The organism is Marinobacter sp. ES-1, from assembly GCF_000475255.1.
Taxonomy (GTDB): Bacteria; Pseudomonadota; Gammaproteobacteria; order Pseudomonadales; family Oleiphilaceae; genus Marinobacter; species Marinobacter vinifirmus.
Genome location: NZ_AXBV01000053.1, coordinates 1 through 14,073, shown reverse-complemented (window position 1 = coordinate 14,073; position 14,073 = coordinate 1). Strand labels below are relative to the sequence as shown.

Annotated in this window: 14 protein-coding genes; 4 read left to right on the top strand and 10 right to left on the bottom strand. The window is 58.3% G+C overall.

Features of this window, described 5'->3' with window-relative positions; all coding sequences use genetic code 11:
* Positions 1-74: 74 nt before the first annotated feature.
* The 9 genes from Q668_RS10045 to Q668_RS10010 all read right to left on the bottom strand — a co-directional run bounded on the left by Q668_RS10045 (position 75) and on the right by Q668_RS10010 (position 7,497).
* On the bottom strand, positions 75-2,066 hold the full coding sequence (locus Q668_RS10045; RefSeq protein WP_022989484.1) for a relaxase/mobilization nuclease and DUF3363 domain-containing protein: 1,992 nt from the start codon (positions 2,064-2,066) through the stop codon (positions 75-77).
* A gap of 436 nt (positions 2,067-2,502) precedes the next feature.
* Positions 2,503-3,102 carry a S26 family signal peptidase gene (locus Q668_RS16860; RefSeq protein WP_081697587.1) on the bottom strand — a complete coding sequence of 200 codons (600 nt, stop codon included), beginning with the start codon at positions 3,100-3,102 and terminating at the stop codon, positions 2,503-2,505.
* On the bottom strand, positions 3,099-3,632 hold the full coding sequence (locus Q668_RS10040; protein WP_022989483.1) for a DUF2840 domain-containing protein: 534 nt from the start codon (positions 3,630-3,632) through the stop codon (positions 3,099-3,101). Before Q668_RS10040 ends, Q668_RS16860 begins: the two co-directional genes overlap by 4 nt.
* Positions 3,629-3,880 (bottom strand): chromosome partitioning protein ParB, encoded by a 252-nt coding sequence (locus Q668_RS10035; protein WP_022989482.1) that lies wholly within the window; start codon positions 3,878-3,880, stop codon positions 3,629-3,631. The genes Q668_RS10040 and Q668_RS10035 overlap by 4 nt, the downstream gene beginning before the upstream one ends.
* Complete coding sequence (gene parA / locus Q668_RS10030; protein ID WP_022989481.1) at positions 3,877-4,515, bottom strand: ParA family partition ATPase; 639 nt, start codon at positions 4,513-4,515, stop codon at positions 3,877-3,879. The genes Q668_RS10035 and parA overlap by 4 nt, the downstream gene beginning before the upstream one ends.
* 286 nt (positions 4,516-4,801) lie before the next feature.
* Entirely contained in the window at positions 4,802-5,656 is an 855-nt protein-coding gene (locus Q668_RS10025) for a replication initiator protein A (RefSeq protein WP_052009704.1), read from the bottom strand.
* 26 nt (positions 5,657-5,682) lie between these two features.
* Complete coding sequence (locus Q668_RS10020; protein WP_036219708.1) at positions 5,683-5,967, bottom strand: helix-turn-helix transcriptional regulator; 285 nt, start codon at positions 5,965-5,967, stop codon at positions 5,683-5,685.
* 83 nt (positions 5,968-6,050) lie between these two features.
* On the bottom strand, positions 6,051-6,845 hold the full coding sequence (locus tag Q668_RS10015; protein WP_022989478.1) for a DUF7011 domain-containing protein: 795 nt from the start codon (positions 6,843-6,845) through the stop codon (positions 6,051-6,053).
* A 322-nt stretch (positions 6,846-7,167) separates the two neighbouring features.
* Entirely contained in the window at positions 7,168-7,497 is a 330-nt protein-coding gene (locus Q668_RS10010) for a DUF2958 domain-containing protein (protein WP_022989477.1), read from the bottom strand.
* A 285-nt stretch (positions 7,498-7,782) separates the two neighbouring features.
* Here Q668_RS10010 and Q668_RS10005 point away from each other — a divergent pair, with 285 nt between their 5' ends.
* From Q668_RS10005 to Q668_RS09990, 4 genes are all read left to right on the top strand, one after another.
* Positions 7,783-8,073, top strand: coding sequence for a helix-turn-helix domain-containing protein (locus Q668_RS10005; protein WP_081697592.1), 291 nt, complete (start codon positions 7,783-7,785; stop codon positions 8,071-8,073).
* Between the two features lie 100 nt (positions 8,074-8,173).
* On the top strand, positions 8,174-10,078 hold the full coding sequence (locus Q668_RS10000) for an ATP-dependent nuclease (protein WP_022989475.1): 1,905 nt from the start codon (positions 8,174-8,176) through the stop codon (positions 10,076-10,078).
* The gene (locus Q668_RS09995) at positions 10,075-11,745 is read left to right on the top strand and encodes a UvrD-helicase domain-containing protein (RefSeq protein ID WP_022989474.1); all 1,671 of its coding nucleotides are present in this window, start codon (positions 10,075-10,077) and stop codon (positions 11,743-11,745) included. The genes Q668_RS10000 and Q668_RS09995 overlap by 4 nt, the downstream gene beginning before the upstream one ends.
* A 236-nt stretch (positions 11,746-11,981) precedes the next feature.
* Positions 11,982-12,938 carry a hypothetical protein gene (locus Q668_RS09990; protein WP_022989473.1) on the top strand — a complete coding sequence of 319 codons (957 nt, stop codon included), beginning with the start codon at positions 11,982-11,984 and terminating at the stop codon, positions 12,936-12,938.
* Positions 12,939-13,106: 168 nt separating this feature from the next.
* Here the strand turns inward: Q668_RS09990 and Q668_RS09985 are convergent, their stop codons facing one another.
* Positions 13,107-13,421 carry a DUF736 domain-containing protein gene (locus Q668_RS09985; protein ID WP_022989472.1) on the bottom strand — a complete coding sequence of 105 codons (315 nt, stop codon included), beginning with the start codon at positions 13,419-13,421 and terminating at the stop codon, positions 13,107-13,109.
* Positions 13,422-14,073 lie beyond the last annotated feature (652 nt).

Genomic DNA, 14,073 nt, shown 5'->3' with positions numbered 1-14,073 from the left:
CAGTTGATCGGAGCCATGCAATGCGCCGTAAGCGCAGATTCCGGTTAAGGGTCGAAGCTCGATTCCAATAACTTTCAAGCGATGCTTGGGCCGCGCTGCCGCCCGACCTCCCAAGACACACCACCTGCACGCACCGTCGCGGCGATCTGTTGGCCCAATCGCTGTTCAATTACCGGCCGCCACGGCACCAGGCTGAATCCCCTACCGTCATCCAGCATCGCATAGCGCCCGCTGGCGAGCATAATACTGCGTCGGTAAATACCTACCACACGCTGCCCATCGGCCACGGGCCGATGCTCCAGGCCGGTTTCGGCGGCAATGTCTTTTGCAGCCTGCGTCAACTCTCTATTCCGTAAAGTTTTCAGCAGGTTTCGGGCAAGGACTACACGTTTGCCGTGCTTTTCGGCAAGCCCTTGTTCGACCAGAAAATCCGCGCGTTCCCGCATGGCGTGCTTGGCTTCGCTGCCAAAGCCCAAGTCACCCAAGTCGTTACCACCCTTAATCAATTGCTGATCCAGCCAGGTAGCCCCGATCACGCGAGCCTGTCTCTCAATGGGCAGGTGGGATTTTAGTTCCACCGTCACGCCACCCAGGCGCTGCGCGTCGTACTGGCGGCCACGCTCGGGCAAGTCGCCCGGCACCTTCCAGAGCCCTTCGGCCACGCGCTCGACGATACCGGCGCGGCGTAGCGCTTCCAGTCGGCGAACATGGGATGCCACAACGTCTTGCGGGTCGCGTCCCGTGTTGCCCCGGCCTTGTTCGATCACCAGATGATGGTCGGTGCGGTACAGACCATCGTTGGCCAACGCTGCAATGTTGCGGTCAGCCGTGCGCTGCTCAACGGAGCCGCGTACTTCCACCACCGCGCCGGTGGGATAGCTCGCCAACTCATCGCGCGCATTCAGCGCAACGTAATGGGCTTTGCCGTCCACACCATCGACCACCAGGTAGCCGCGATCATGCAGTTCATCCGCCAGCCCCTTGCTGGCGACACGGCCAACAATGGTACGCCCGTGTCTATGATCGTTCTGCCCCGGCTCAAAGACGGCCAGTTCTCGTGACTGGCCACGCATGGCGCGTTGCAGGGTGCGGATGATATCGCCACGTTCACCCAAGGAGCGCAAGGTCTTCTCGGCGTCGGCGTGGATGTCCCAGGTTCCGGGCTGCACCTCGTCCGCCAGGCCCAGGCGCTGCAAGTGTTGCAAACGGCCTATGAGCAGTTGTCTGTGGTGCCTTAGCTGCGAGTCGTTAAAGCGTGCGATCTTTACTTGGTGGTCGTCTCCTGCTTCTCGTTGCAGTGTACGATCCAGGCCCGTCCACCGTTCCTGTTCCACCTCGCGCTGCATGCTCTGCTGGATCTCCAGTTCTGTGCGTGGCCCCAGCCATTCCGTCGCCAGTTCAGCGGCTCGATGGCGGAGGCCATGGGCGATGTAGTCGCCAGCGATGATGAGGTCTTTGCCGGTGTCGTCACGTCCACGCACCGCCAGATGCGTGTGGGGGTTGTCTGTGTTCCAGTGATCCACCGCCACCCAATCTAGCCGCGTACCCAGGTCGGCCTCCACCCGGCTCATCAGGTGACGTGTGTAAGTACGCAAATCATCCAGCTCAACCCCGTCTTCGGGCGAGAGGATAAAGCGGAAATGATGCCGGTCGCCTTGGCAGCGCTCCTTGAAAGCATCGAGATCAGCTTCGTCAATCTGCGACCCGTAGGCTCGGCCTGGCTCACCCTCACGGCCCGCACCATCGCGCTCGATATAGCGCAGGTGTTTCGCCAGCGACTGCGGGCTAGCCCGGCGCTGATTGACCAGCAGGGTTTTGATGGTGACGCGGCGAGAGAACGGCGTCAGGGATTTTCCCGTAAATTGAGCCGCCGTATGGCCACGGCCCAAACGCGAACCGGGGCGCAGGCCGGTGTTGCCCACCGATGTCTGACCCCGTGCCGAGGATTTGCCACCACTGGTCTTCCCCGTCTGCTTGAGGACTTTGGAAACGAAACTCTGACCCTTGCCTCGCTGCTTCGGCGCGCCGGGGTGGAGCCGAAAGTCATCATCACGCTGGTCACTCATAACCACGCCCCTAGCAGAGGGTGGCGTGCTTTGTCGTATGAAGCACGCCGGTATCTCAGCGTTGACGCAGGCTTCATGCATCTCACGGCACGGCGGCGAAGCCGCATCGTGCCGCATCCCCCCCACGTGCAGACTGACGTTGCGGGCCGCCAGGTGCCGCTCCCTTTTGTCTTGCCTTCCGCCTTTGCCCTTCGCTGACGCTCAGGGCGTCGGCGGCCCGGCGGCGCTGCGCTGCTGGCAGCCAGCCCGCTGGGGAACACGCCAATGGCCGTAGGCCGGGCGTGTTCGAGGCAAGACGTCTGCACGTGGGAAGGCAGCGCTAAGTGCGGTGCTCGATACGTAGGATCGGCGCTAGCACTGCACACGCAACGACGTGGTGACGGCCAGTGAATCGACACGCCGGATGGCATGATGAAGCGCAGCGACTCGGCGGCCATCATCGGCGTGTCTCCAACCAAAGCGGATGCGCGATGCCGATCACGTCGGATACATTGACCGGCCCGAAATAGCGACTGTCGAACGACGCCGGATTGGTGATGCTCAACAAGAAGAGTTCACCGGGCTGAAGCTGCCGACAGGCTGACCAGGATGACAGCGGACGGCCTAGCCGATCGGCTGACAATGTTTTCCCGACTGATGCACCGTCGATACGCACCTGGCCTGCGACAATGCAAACGTGCTGTGGTGCGACTGCACCCACACGTTTCAGCAATGGAATGTGGTTTGGCAGGTATCCGCGTTGCGCCGCCAAGATGGCGGCGTCCGGCGGCAAAGTGGTCAGAACGACGCTGCCGACCTCCAGCCGGAGTGGCGACGAACCAGATTGATGTTGCAGCGGATCAAGGCGATACCAGCCTACTGCCACACTGTTGGATGGGTTGTAGATCAGGCGCGGTAGTGGCTGCACAAAAGACGCCCAGGCCAGTGCGGCAAGGCCACAGGCGGACAGAACCGCCAAAACGATGCAGACGCGGTGGCGCGAGCGAGAATGCGGCGCTGCTTGAGGGGAGCCTGACTCGGTGATATGGAGCGTCATGACAATGCCCTCCCGGCCAGCCAGGCGGCATGCCGCTCGGCAGTGTATTCAGGCAGCGGCAAACCCGCAGCGAGTCGGTTGGCTAGCGTACGCCAGTACGCAGGCGACATCGTGGCCGGTGCAATCCCCAAGGCTTCAATAGCGTCGATGCATGCCAGCACCGTGCGCACAGCATGGTCGCCTTCAGTATGCAGCAACAGTCGCGCGCCGGGCTGCACGCCGGGGATGCGCTGCATGACATCCCGTGGCAGACCAGCCTGCATTACCATCAGTTGCCAACGCACCGTGCCGTAGTCGTTCGTCTGCCAGCGAATGCGGCAGAATATGGCACCCGGCAGGAACACCGCCACGCGTCGCCACCGGTCGAACCGAACGACGCGCGCGGGTTCACCAAAGCGTAGGTAAAGCTTGAAGCGGGATTCGAAATAGGCCAGAAAGACGCGCGTCAACGGTGCGCCATCGTTCTGACCGGAGAACGTGGCAAGCGGTGGCGGCAATGCTGTCGTCGTCGCCGAAGACTGTGTGTTCATGATGGATTCTCCGGGAACTCGCGTTCCAGCAACGCGCGCAGCAACTCGGCCACGGTCACGCCCTGCGTGAAGGCCAACACTTTGATGCGTGCCCGCATGGCGGGTGTGATGTCGAGGGTCAATCGGGCGGTGTAGAGGTCGCCTTTGTTGACAGCATCGGCGTCGCCCTGGCGAATCCATGCCTCCGCCTGTGGATTGGCGGGCGGACGCGCACCGATGCCGATGCGTTTGCTGTGTGTCTTGCTCATAACGGCCACCGCAACAGTTCATCCACCAACGCCGTGATTTCACGAGCAGCGAGGCTGTCTGGTGCTATTTCACGTGCCAGGCGACCAGCGGCCACGCTATCGGCAAAGACGATGCGCTGGCGTACCTCGGCGCGCAGTGCGGGCAGCGGTTGTTCCACGAGGGCCTGACGGGCTTCACGCCCGATCACGGTGGTACTGACCCGCCGGTTGATGGCGAACGCCGCCATGAGCTGCGGGCGGAACACCTGGGCCTCGCGAACCAGCGCCACCATCTCAGCACTGGCCCACAGATCGTAGGGACTGGGTTGTACCGGAATCAGTACACGCTCAGCGGCCAACAGTGCGGAGCGCGCCAGAGCGGCGATCCTGGGTGGCCCGTCGATGATGACGTGATCGGCCCTTCGGGCGAGTTCTGGGGCCTCCTGGTGCAGGGTTTCGCGGGCGAGCCCGACGGCACTGAACAGCCGGGGCAAGCCTTGTTGGCTTCGGCGCTGCGTCCAGTCCAGCGACGAGCCCTGCGGGTCTGCATCCAGCAAGATGACGTTCTGACCACGCAGTGCGAGTTCGCCGGCAATGTGAGTGGCCAGCGTGGTCTTGCCCACGCCGCCTTTTTGATTGAGTAACGCGACAATCATGGCATCACCCTCCCTGACGGAAAGTGACCCCATGAGCGGCCTGGAAAACGCACTAACTGTTGCGGACTGGCGGTTATCCACCGCCGTAATAGCTGTTTATTATTATTGGTTAGATAAGATTTTAAGTTAGATATTAAGTTAAGAGCCGGAAAAAACCTTCCTGTTCTTGGGCTTATCTGCGATTTGCGCGCCTGATAGCACGATACCGCTGCGCCTGATAGCACGAGTCTCAGCGCGCCCGATAGCACGAGCCCATTCACAGCTTGTTCTGCCACTATCCTCTGACTTATCCCCGTGCCGTTTGCGGCACGGGCCGAAAGAAAAGCATCTCCGGTTCGCCGGGCCAACGTGCGATGGACAACTCGTAACCGGGCAGTGACTGCTTCACCACCAGCCTGCGCAGATCGCGGGCAAAATCGCGCGGCTGCGCCAGGCTGCCGGACTTGCGATACAGGTAAGGAATATCGAACTGCCAACCGTTTGCCTGACGACCGCCATGCTTGCGCACCAGCCGGTACAGCCAGCGCTCGATGCCGCCGGTGAGCCGGAAATACGTCGGGTCTATAGTGAGCACCAGGGCAGCATCCATGACACCCGCATAGAACCAGTCCGGCAGGATCAGCTCGATGCCCAGCGGCTTGCCGTTGGCATCGGCCAGTTCTTTCCACTCGTTGATCCAGGAAAATCGGTGCAGGCGCCGCCCGGTGCTCTCGCGAATGGAGGTGGCCACCGTGGTCGATTGCAGCCGGTCGAGTGCGGCCTTGAGGCGCTGGTAGTCGCGCAATGAGGTACCGCGCCGGATGAAACGCAGGATCTCGTAGGGCGTGGCCTGCATCCGGCGTGACGGCTGGATGCCCGCATCGCGGGCTTCCACGATCTGGCTGGCGGCCCAGATCAGAATGTCGGCGTCCCAAATGGTGGCGATGCCGTGTTCCTGGGTGCCTTCGACGCGAAGGGTGATATTGCCACTGCGAAAGTCGATCGGCGCGATACGACGCGACTTGGCCAATGAGAAGAACGGATAGGCCATCAGGTCCTGAGCATCGCGCGGCGCCATGTCCTCGCCCGGCAGTGCGCGGAACAGATCGAGCTGTTCCCGCTGCGCAGGCTGCTGCCGAGACGGCAGCGATGAGTTGGGCATGACGATGGCCACCGACACACTGCCGATCAGCGGCCATCACGGTAGTCACCCGCGTGGCGTTCGGCGTATTCGGGATCGGACGTGGCCTCATAACTGCGCGCATCGGCCCAGGCATCGAGATCAGCCACGGCGTACATGACGCGACGGCCGAACTTGCGAAACTTGGGGCCACCACCAATCACGCGCTGTTTTTCCAGTGTGCGCGGCGACAAGCGTAGATACTCGGCGGCTTCGTCATTGGTCAGGTAGCGTTGGGGCTGCGCGGGCGTATCAGTTGCGGCGGCAGCGGGCCGCGAGGGAGCAGGTCGCATGGTGGGCACCTCCATCGGTTGCAAACGTCCGGCCACACCGCGTGACCGGATGGAGGCAGTCTCAGATAAGGCAGGACGTTTGCTCAGGGACGTTTTACAGACACCGCCGCGCGTCCCTGCTCAACAGGTGGAAGTTGTGCTAGGTGGCGATAGCCGCTCTGCATCAACCTATTGCCCCGGCGAACCAGACGGCGCACGCGGGCACGCAAGGCGCTGTCGGCGTGCCAGTCGGCCGCGACTGCATCAGTACCGAACAGCCCTTCGGCCACTTCGCGCAAGGACGCACCCGCCAGGGTCGCGTCGAGCGCCTGCAAGGTATGCAGTTCCAATAAGCTCGTGAGAGAGGGCCGTGGTCGAGCCACCGCCACAAGGGACGTGCCGGTGGCAGTGGCCAACTGCTTCAGGGAAGCCGACAGCGCCTGACAATGTGCCTGGGAGGCGTCGCTTGCCCGCACGGCATATGCGTAAGCCATGCCATCGGCCAGATCTGGTGCCAACGCGAAGCGCAGGCAGCCACCCGCCCAGCGGCTGACCAACAACAAACGCTGGCCATCGTGGATCAAGTGCTTGCGGCCAGGAAGCTGCCACAACGTGAAGGCCACCGCCTTCGGTGGCGGATCGGCATCTGGGTGGAGTTGCAGCACGGCATCATGGTCGGGAAACCACACGGGGTGCGCGTCGCGCGCATCCAGGGTCGGGTTTTCCAGCAGGCGCAGCCCCCAGCGTTGTGCCGCGTCAGATCGACGGCGACGGCGCCAGTCCCGGCGGTAATCCGGGTGTCGGCGCAGATACTCCCAGGCCAGCGCCGGGTCATCCAGGTGCAGGACGTAGAGATAGGCCGCCGTCGGATACCAAGACGGGGCGCAGGGATCAGCCATGGCGCAACCTCCCTCGGCTTGAGGTACGTCGCCACGGCCAAAAGGTACGCTATGGAGCGATCATCGAATCGTCATGGATGAAACGGTATCATTGTCAGCGTCAAGACCGATTGGCTCCGGTGCGTTGCGGTTTTCGTCCGAATGCGACAGCGGCTCGCCCCAAAATGGCGTGCCGTATTGGCCAGCCTGCCAAAATCCGCGTCGCGCATCATGACTGTTTCGAGCAGCTATGCACTGCGTCGGTGCATGGTTGCTTATCCAGACCCTGTCGGTCTGAAGTCAGACCTAAAAAGACACAGTGGGCCGCCACTAACGTGGCGGTTCAGTCGGTCATTGACCCATTTTCCTCGGCCAGCCGCAGGTATTCCGATAGTCGCCGCACCGGCTGAAAGTAACGATCACGCATCACAGGCTGTCCCTGCGGCCCGACGATGGACGCCAGATCGGACAATTTCACCATCCCCAACTCAGGCATACCGATGCCCAGGTCGATCAGGCCGTGGGCGGTGTCGCCATCGGCAGGGTCGAGCGAGGCCAGCAGCCAGGTGGCGTGCGCATCCGGGGTGAATAAGCGCACAACGGGCACCGGGTCGGCCTCCTGATTGTTGGCAAGCAGTTGCGCCCGCTCCGCATCAGTGACGAGTGCAGTCATGGCCGCGCATCCACCACAAAGGCACTGAACCGCAGAACTGCATCAGCGTTTGTGTACAAACATACGCAAGCGCACTCCCTCAATTCCACGAAAACGTAGAAGTGTGAAAGCGCATTGGCGTCTATCAGCAAAGGCACGAATACGGCTCTCCGGATGGCACATGATCCGCAAAAGCGGATTTCCGTAAAGGCACGAAAACACAGAGCAATACCAAATGAACACTATAGATTGTAGCCCTATAGGGCGCAATAGGCTGTCATCTTGGTTTTTGAGGGGAAACCATTGGTGGCAAAACAGTACTCATTGGCGAAGGCATTGAAGGCCGTCAGAAAGGCGCGTGGCTTGAGCCAGGAAGCCTTCTCTGACGTGTCCAGCCGTACCTACATGAGTACTCTGGAGCGCGATCTGAAAAGCCCGACCCTCAGCAAGCTGGCAGAGCTGTGTGAGGTGATGGAGGTGCATCCGCTTACGTTGTTGACGTTGGCCTACAGTGGTGACAATCCGCATAAGGTTGATCAACTTCTCCAGCAGATACAGCTCGAACTGCGTGAAATCATTAACGATGCAAAAAGTTAGCTTCAAACAGGCTAATGATGAGCCATAACTTGGTTGTTGTCTGTTACTTAGTGATCGCTGTCGTGAAATGCCATATAAAAACAGAGGAATAACGCGTCACATGAAACTACAGAGCATCCGGCTATTCAGCTTTCAGTCGTTTGGGCCGGAGCCCACTGAACTGACCCTCAACGACATCACCTATCTGATCGGCCCGAACGGTTCAGGCAAGACGGCAGCACTTCAGGCGCTGTGCCGCTTGTTTGCCTTCGATCCCTCGCTACGGCGCATCCGGCGGTCAGATTTCCACGTTCCCTATGACGAAGAGGACGTTCCTGAAGAACGGCAGCTTTGGATCGAAGCCGACTTTATCTTTCCCGAACTTGAAGATGACGATGATGTCGCAACGATAGCTCCTCATTTCGGCCATATGCGGCTGGACTCCGCCGATGGTCCACCCCGTGTCCGATATCGCCTGGACGCCACGATGGGCGTGGATGGTGACATCGAGGAAACCCTGGTTCATGTATTGGATCTCGATGCCGATGGTTCTCCTCTCACGACAGCACAAGTTACGCGAGCGGAACGCAATCATGTGCAGGTTCACTACTTACCTGCAAGACGAGATCCCGCTGATCACATCGCCTACAGCGCCAATGCTCTGCTTGGCCGCATGCTGCGTGCCGTAAACTGGGAGAATGAGCGAGAAGAAATCAAAGGCTTCACAGACAAAATCAGTGAAAGCCTCGCGGGCAACCCATCAATCGCAACTCTGAGCGAGAGCCTGCAGACAACCTGGAGCACCTTGCATAAAGGCAGCTTCTTCGCCGACCCTCAAATCACCTTCGTCGCATCCGAGATCGAAGCCTTATTACGGCACCTGTCCGTTTCGTTTTCTCCTGGGCATGACGAAGAATTGGTCGATTTTTCCAGGCTGAGTGATGGCCAGAAGTCCATGCTCTATCTGTCACTGGTGCTTTCGGCTCAATCAATCGGGCGTGCGGTGCTTGCCGGTGACGATGATACCTTCGACCCGGATAAGTTGCGTCCCCCGGTGTTTACGATCGTCGCCCTTGAAGAGCCTGAGAACAGTCTCTCACCTCACTATTTGGGAAGAATCGTGAATGCTCTGGCCACTATGACGAGTAACGAAGATGCCCAAGCCCTGATCGCCACCCATGCACCTTCCATGCTTCGGCGAGTCAATCCTAGGCACATACGCTATTTGCGGCTCACCAGTGAGCGAACTACCAAGACCACACGCATTCGCTTGCCAAAAAGGACAGATGAAGCCCACAAGTTTGTCCGCGAAGCCGTTCAAGCATATCCCGAAATCTACTTTTCCCGGTTGGTCATCCTTGGAGAAGGTGATAGCGAGGAAATCGTTCTGCCTCGTATCCTGCGCGCCAAAGGTATTCCAGTCGATGAGTCTGCTGTGACCGTTGCGCCCCTGGGCGGTCGCCATGTCAATCACTTCTGGTGCCTGCTCTCGGCCCTTGAAATCCCCTATCTCACATTGCTCGATTTGGATGTCGCCCGACATCAAGGAGGATGGGGGCGGTTCAAATATGCCAATGATCAGCTATTGGCATACCACCCCGAAGATGTTCTGCCTAAAGATCACAATATTCCCGCTTGGAACTCAGATAAATATAGGGTTCGAGAGTACCCTGGCTATATCGAAGCCTTTGAAGAGCGTGGCGTCTTCTTCTCCTATCCGATGGACCTCGACTTCGCGATGTTACTCTCGTTTCCCGATGAGTACGGTGTCGAGCCTAATCCGCCGAGTGAGGCCACGGTCAAAGCCGTTCTCGGCAATAGCCATTTCGACGCGGCACAGTACGATGACGATGAGCGCGCACTTTTCAAGACCTATCACAAGCGTTTCAAGCTAGGCAGCAAGCCAGCGGCCCATATCGATGCACTGGCCCAATTGAGTGACGAGGAACTTCGCGACGACATGCCTGAATCACTAGCGCGACTGGCGAATGCGGTAATCGCCAAGCTGGAGGAATTGCCTGAATGATCGCCGTAGGTGATTGGCAACCGGCGGATGGGCTGACGCTCGAACCCAATGCCTTGCGTGCCGCACGGGAAACAGAGCGTTGTCTTGCGCTGACAGCCGGGCCAGGTGCAGGCAAAACAGAAATGCTTGCACAGCGCGCCGACTTTCTGTTGCGCACAGGAACCTGTCGCTACCCGAAACGGATACTGGCCATCTCATTCAAGGTCGATGCCAGCAAAAACCTGAAGGAGCGCGTGCAACGCCGTTGTGGTTCCGATCTGGCAGCACGTTTCGACAGCTACACCTTCCATGCTTTCGCCAAGCGGATCATCGACCGTTTCCGGCCGGTGCTGACCGGACGGGATGCCCTCGACGTCAACTACCAAATCGGCGACCGGAGAGTGACACGACGGCAGATCGAATTCAGCGACCTGGTGCCCCTGGCCATCCAGATACTCAATACATCCGTCGTGGCCCGCAACGCCGTCCGTCAGACCTACAGCGATGTCTTTCTGGACGAATTCCAGGATTGCACCGACCAGCAATACGCGCTGGTGAAACTCGCGTTCCAGGGCACGGCTATCCGTCTGACGGCAGTCGGCGACACCAAGCAAAAGATCATGGGATGGGCAGGTGCGCTTGATGGCATCTTCCAAACCTTCGCAGCGGACTTTGCTGCTGAACCACTCAATATGTATCGCAACTTCCGCTCTAAGCCTCGCCTGCTGCGTATGCAGAACGAAATCATTAAGGTGATGGACCCCACCTCCGTCATGCCTGATGAACAACTCGCAGGTGAGGAAGGTCAGATATTCGCATGGCAATTTCCAAATAGTCAGGAAGAAGCCGAGTATCTGGCAGACTCAATCAATACATGGATCAACCATGAGCAGCTTCCACCTTCGGAAATCGCAATCCTGATCGTCCGGCAACCTGACCTCTATGGCGACCACCTAATTCAAGCGTTGGAGCAGCGGCGCATTCCCTTTCGCAATGAGCAACAACTCCAAGATATCTCTGTCGAGCCAGCCGCAAGGCTTATCGTCGATTATCTGTCCATTCTATATGGGCAGCGAGAACCAAAAGCCTGGATTCGATTGATGGCACAACTCATCCCTTTCGCTGACGATGATGCACAGTCCAGCGTGCGAAGAGATTTCCAGAACTTTATTGCTGGTCAGAGGAAAAGTGTCGTACAGAGCGTACTATTAGGTGAACCATTTGCGGACTGGTGGGATTTTGTTCGCGCCTTCTTAAGCAAAGTGGGCATCGAGACTCTGTCTGCACTTTCCCATGATTACGAGTCAAAAGCGAGACTAGTGCAAGTCGTCAACGACACCAAGACCCGCGTAGATGAACTATTAAAGTCGGAACCCAATTTGCCCAAGGCACTGGAGCGTTTTTCCGACGATCAGGCTGTGCGTCTTTTGACCATCCACAAGAGCAAGGGGCTCGAATTCGATACGGTTGTCATTCTTGGCGTTGAAAATCAGTCTTTCTGGGGGGAGGAAGATGCGGAGCGTTGTGCTTTTTTTGTTGGCGTTTCCCGGGCCAAGAAACGGTTGATGTTGACCGTTAGTGATCGTCGAGACACCCCACCATCCAACCCTCGCAGATGGAAGGAAAACAGGACGTCTCACTCTGAATTTTTAGGCTATGCCATGCCTTTTCTCAGCCTTGGTCGGTAGTCTCGGAATACTACAGAGTACGCTGATAGCGCTGGCGTATACCGGCAATGGCGAGCGCAAGGCCGATCAGTTGCTGGAACAGGCTAGGCAAGCATTGGAAGCGATTGCCAGAAATAATTTTGATTGACTGCACACGAACAGAAGCGGACTGTCATGGTTCGCAGAAACCACTGAGTAGTTGATGTTGTTTTGTGTAGTGCGATACAAGGGCGCCCAAAAAGACAGGATATATCAATATGAATGTGGTGGAAATTCTGCAAAATCTGCAAGTTCTGTGTAACCAGTTCAGCGGCCATCATAATGACTGGGTACACCTTAAGAGTCAAAGTGAGTTCGTGTTTGACGTGAACCACAGTTCACCAATAAGAGACATGTATGCGGAGGGCGGCGGTTGCGCCCTTTACTTAAAGGGGAGTCTCGATACCTCACATGTAAACAAGTCAATGCTTATAGATGAGTATGTGTCGAACGTAAGGAAATCAATTCCTCCAGAGCAGGATTACAACTCCATAGGCCAGGCTGCTCAGCAAGATTTCGAAGAAAACTACCAGGAGAATTACACCGTCCGCTGTATGCTCAGGCTGTATTGGGAGCAATGGGAAACTATTAAGCGTGTAGAGCAATTTTTAAGCGTATTGATAGCCACCTCAGCATACCAACCTCTAGTTAGGTCATCACCCATTCAGGCGATCCAGCAATATATCAAGAACTGGGAGCAAAACGCGCAGCTCCATAAGGGGCTTGATGAGAATGCATTGCGCTCGCAGCTCGTGGTGGCACTTCAACGTGCAGGTTTTCAAGCTGGCGCTGAAACGCATGCGTATCAAGGACATGCGGATATCGTGGTGAGCAAGCCATTAGCCATGGGTTTTGCCAATAACGGCTATCAGTTAGTAGCCGAATGCAAGATTTGGAGAGGCCCAGCCGCACTTTTTGATGCGTTGTCGCAGCTATGCCAATATGTCACACCCAATGACAGTCATGCGGCCCTGATTGTCTTTGTAAATGATGGCTCGTTCATTGATATATGCAGCAAAGCTGCACAGCAGCTCAGTGAGCATCCATCATGCAGTGCATATTCAACTGGATTGGACTGTATAGAGTATTCTTTGAAGCCGGTTCAAAACCCAGCATCGGAAATCCCAGCAACGTTGCTGTTGTGCAACCTCACAACACCTCGATACTCACGTTGAAGTAAAAACCATTCACAAAATGGTTGGCCAGAACGATTTTCATCTTTCTCTAATGTACTGAGTCGGATACGTAGACTCTCAAAGAGTCCGCTCCGAATCGTGAACACTTGCAACCCTGTCCCAGCCATAGGGCGCCCCGCCACCAAGGCGGGGCGATGGAGGCGGCGGTCACGCCGTCTGTGGCTTGCTGCGCGACCAGATCAGGTCGTGCGTGCCGTCCTCGCTCTCGATCAGGCGAGCGTAAACCGGAGCCGGGAACGAAGGGTCGTCGACGGTAACGGACAGGTAGTCCCGCCCGGCCTCGCTGGTTTTCTTCCACGCCGCGCCGATGTCGTGCCCAGCGGCCTGGAGGCGAAAGTCTGGAGCATTCTCGCTGTCGCCCTTGTCGTTGGGCACCAGCTTGACCTTGACGTTGAGCGTCAGGGTGCGAAGAGTGCCGGTGAAACCGTCTTTGTCTGCGGTAAAAGAGCCGATGTTGGCCATGGTGTTTCTCCTTTCGGGTTAAACAAGGTTCGCGCCCATCGCGTCCTTGTTGTGATCCGAGCGGCGGGGGACGGGCTGGCTGCACCGCTTGCGGTCGCAACGTAGTGAAGAACCGGAAGGCGCAAACAATTTGCCGCGCGAGGAATGCGCCCAGCGCAGGGGAAATTGTTTGCGCCGCACGGTTGCAGTCATAAAGCCCGAGGCGCAGCCGGGCCATCGCCAGGATTCACAACGACACAAGGACGCCTTGGGCCGAACCGCTCCGAAAGGAGACCTGGACAATTCGGCATTTCCGCGTGACGCCTGCACCGGCTTGCGCCCTGACGCGAACCAGGTCAAAGCCCCGACGATAAGGTCAGAGCGTCCCTCCTGCAGCTCGCGGCCACATGCTTGAGGAGTGGTGTGGAAGCTCCATAGAAGCGAGGCCGGGCGGCGTGTCGGTGAACTGCCTTTCGTGACGTGATTGCGCTGAACCGCCAGCGTCGGGGACGGCACGCTTCCGCACAACCTGCCACAGCAAGCCGGGGCGTAGTCGGTGCATTGCCATTGCGGTAACGGACCTCGGAGCAAGATAGGCAAGCGGAGCGCGCAGCGCCGCAGGTGCGAAGACGTGAGGGATTGACGCCGAATGGTAAGCGTCCGCCCATCACAC

Bases quoted from the DNA above. Each gene is read 5' to 3' on its own strand.
- Q668_RS16860 (WP_081697587.1), bottom strand. From the start codon at position 3,102: ATGACGCTCCATATCACCGAGTCAGGCTCCCCTCAAGCAGCGCCGCAT.
- Q668_RS09990 (WP_022989473.1), top strand. From the start codon at position 11,982: ATGAATGTGGTGGAAATTCTGCAAAATCTGCAAGTTCTGTGTAACCAG.
- Q668_RS10000 (WP_022989475.1), top strand. From the start codon at position 8,174: ATGAAACTACAGAGCATCCGGCTATTCAGCTTTCAGTCGTTTGGGCCG.
- Q668_RS10015 (WP_022989478.1), bottom strand. From the start codon at position 6,845: ATGGCTGATCCCTGCGCCCCGTCTTGGTATCCGACGGCGGCCTATCTC.
- Q668_RS09995 (WP_022989474.1), top strand. From the start codon at position 10,075: ATGATCGCCGTAGGTGATTGGCAACCGGCGGATGGGCTGACGCTCGAA.
- Q668_RS10010 (WP_022989477.1), bottom strand. From the start codon at position 7,497: ATGACTGCACTCGTCACTGATGCGGAGCGGGCGCAACTGCTTGCCAAC.
- Q668_RS10045 (WP_022989484.1), bottom strand. From the start codon at position 2,066: ATGAGTGACCAGCGTGATGATGACTTTCGGCTCCACCCCGGCGCGCCG.
- Q668_RS09985 (WP_022989472.1), bottom strand. From the start codon at position 13,421: ATGGCCAACATCGGCTCTTTTACCGCAGACAAAGACGGTTTCACCGGC.
- Q668_RS10035 (WP_022989482.1), bottom strand. From the start codon at position 3,880: ATGAGCAAGACACACAGCAAACGCATCGGCATCGGTGCGCGTCCGCCC.
- Q668_RS10040 (WP_022989483.1), bottom strand. From the start codon at position 3,632: ATGAACACACAGTCTTCGGCGACGACGACAGCATTGCCGCCACCGCTT.
- Q668_RS10025 (WP_052009704.1), bottom strand. From the start codon at position 5,656: ATGCCCAACTCATCGCTGCCGTCTCGGCAGCAGCCTGCGCAGCGGGAA.
- parA (WP_022989481.1), bottom strand. From the start codon at position 4,515: ATGATTGTCGCGTTACTCAATCAAAAAGGCGGCGTGGGCAAGACCACG.
- Q668_RS10020 (WP_036219708.1), bottom strand. From the start codon at position 5,967: ATGCGACCTGCTCCCTCGCGGCCCGCTGCCGCCGCAACTGATACGCCC.